This window comes from Neisseria sp. HMSC067H09 (assembly GCF_001814135.1).
Lineage (GTDB): Bacteria > Pseudomonadota > Gammaproteobacteria > Burkholderiales > Neisseriaceae > Neisseria.
This window is the reverse complement of record NZ_KV814908.1, coordinates 1-2,600: the sequence shown is the minus strand read 5'-3', so window position 1 is coordinate 2,600 and position 2,600 is coordinate 1. Positions and strand designations below refer to the sequence as shown.

Below are 2,600 nucleotides of genomic sequence, written 5' to 3'. Positions count from 1 at the left end.
TGGGGTGCAGTTCAGTTTTCAGACGACCTTTTTGCTTTTTAAATTCAAATCAATCTATTTAAGCTCAAATCGTACCGCTGCCTTGCGCTTTCGGTTTGGCGGCACCGAATTCCAGTTTGCTCAAGGCGGAGAGATAGGCTTTGGCGGTGGCGACCAAAACGTCGGTATCCGCGCCCTGACCGTTGACGACGCGGTTGCCGCGTGCCAGACGGACGCTGGTTTCGCCTTGGCTTTCCGTGCCTTGCGTTACGGCGTTGACGGAATAAATCTGTAAAGTCGCGCCGCTTTGCGCCACGCTCTCAATCGCTTTGAAAATCGCATCGACAGGGCCGGAGCCGCTGGCCGAAGCGCGTTTTTCTTCGCCTTTGATGCTGAACACGATATCGGCGCGCGGCTCTTCGCCGGTTTCGGTGCTGATTTTTTGGGAGATGAATTTGTAGCTTTCGGCGTTCATGCTGCCCATTTCGTCGGACACCAACGCGTGCAGGTCTTCATCGAAGATTTCACGTTTTTTGTCGGCAAGTTCTTTGAAGCGGGCAAATGCGGCGTTCAGCGCCTCTTCGCTTTCCAACTCGATGCCCAAATCCGCCAGTTTGCTGCGGAACGCGCTGCGGCCGGACAATTTGCCCAAGGTCAGGCGGTTGGTTGACCAGCCGACCGATTCGGCAGTCATGATTTCATAGGTTTCGGGGTGTTTCAACACGCCGTCCTGATGGATGCCTGATTCGTGTGCAAAGGCGTTTGCGCCGACCACCGCTTTGTTGGGCTGAATCGGATAGCCGGTAATGGTGGACACCAGTTTGGATACCGGCACGATTTGTGTGGTGTCGATGCCGGTTTCCAAGCCGAACAAATCATGGCGCACTTTCAACGCCATCACGATTTCTTCAAGGCTGGCATTGCCCGCGCGTTCGCCCAAACCGTTGATGGTGCATTCCACCTGGCGCACGCCTGCCTGAACGGCGGCCAGCGAGTTGGCAACCGCCATACCCAAGTCGTTGTGGCAGTGGGTCGACCAGACTACTTTGTCGCCGTTGGGTACGCTTTTGATGATGTTGCTGATACGCTCGTACCACACGGAAGGGATGGAGTAGCCGACGGTATCGGGAATATTGATGGTGGTCGCGCCCGCTTCGATAACCGCCGTAAAGATTTTGGCGAGGAAGTCCAAATCCGAACGCACGGCGTCTTCGGCGGAAAATTCCACATCGTCGGTGTATTCTTTGGCGATTTTCACCGCTTTGACCGCCGCATCGATGACCTGCTGCGGCTTCATTTTCAGTTTGTGCTCCATATGGATGGGGCTGGTGGCGATGAAGGTATGGATGCGTTTTTTCGGCGCGGGGGAAACGGCTTCTCCCGCTTTGCGCACATCGTTTTCAACGGCACGCGCCAACGAGCAGACTGTGGATTTGGTGATGATTTTGGCAATCGCATTGACCGACTCGAAATCGCCCGGGCTGGCGGCGGCAAAACCCGCCTCAATCACATCCACGCCCATTTTCTCCAACTGGCGGGCAATGCGGATTTTCTCCTCTTTGGTCATAGATGCACCGGGCGACTGCTCGCCGTCGCGCATGGTGGTATCGAAAATAATTACGCGGTTGGTCTGTGTCATTTCTGTTCTCTCCAGAGATTCGTTTTTTTGTAAAAAAGCATTCAAATCCAGCGGCCTGCCTTGCGCTTCCGCCAGCGCGGTCAGCTTTTGCAGTTGCGCCAAAGGCAGCGACCCGCGCGTGCGCCATTTATAGATGGCTGCGGTTGTTGCGGCATTTTCGGGATCGTGCTGTTTCAACGCTTCGGCAAGTGCATTCACGCCGCCGAAATAAGCAACTAAGCGGTCAATGTCTAATTGCATGATGTTCCTTGTCCAAACTTTATCGAAATTATGGTTTGCTTTGGAAGGGGATTATACGCATTTTAGACAAAACGACAATCTATTTTTCTAAAAATAATACCTCACATTTTAATATTGAAATTATTTTATACATTTTGTCTAATTTTTATAGAGTGAAGAGTAGTTGCTCATACAGCATTCAATGACATTGTGCAAAAGTAAGTTGGCTGCGCTAGTTGCGGTATGTTCAGGCAAAATAGCTGGATGCAGTTTATGGGAATAATCACCAATGACGAAAAATAGGTAATCCCTTTGGTCGGTTGGCTTTTGGTTTTGCAATAAATACAGCTGTTTGGTATCAAAATGAACTATTTTGCTGATGGCTTTATCAACTTTGGCCAACCGTTTTATACCGTATTTTGTTCGTTTGAAACGATTGTTGGTGCTGTTTTCGGTGAGAGCATTTACAGCCGTATGCCTTGAGGATACAGTAAATGGTTACCCTGTTAACTTGGTATAGTCGGATTAGAAAAGTAACGGTGATTTTATCCTATATATAGGCTCGCTAAACGGCTTGGCGTTGGTGAGAAATGAGGGGGGTATTTTTATGGATCTTCATGGCAGTATTGTCTTTCGAAGACTGTAAACAATGCTGGGACCACAGACAATAAACAGATGCTGGTTTTATTGCATGAATACAAAGTAAAGGTCGTCTGAAAACGCTTGCACGTATAGTGGATTAACTTTAAACCAGTACGGCGTT

1 protein-coding gene is annotated in these 2,600 nt (G+C 49.8%); it reads right to left on the bottom strand.

Going from position 1 to position 2,600, the window contains the following annotated elements; all coding sequences use genetic code 11:
- Nucleotides 1-64: 64 nt before the first annotated feature.
- On the bottom strand, nucleotides 65-1,858 hold the full coding sequence (locus HMPREF2954_RS05975) for a 2-isopropylmalate synthase (protein WP_045072598.1): 1,794 nt from the start codon (nucleotides 1,856-1,858) through the stop codon (nucleotides 65-67).
- Nucleotides 1,859-2,600 lie beyond the last annotated feature (742 nt).

Bases quoted from the DNA above. Each gene is read 5' to 3' on its own strand.
- HMPREF2954_RS05975 (WP_045072598.1), bottom strand. From the start codon at position 1,858: ATGCAATTAGACATTGACCGCTTAGTTGCTTATTTCGGCGGCGTGAAT.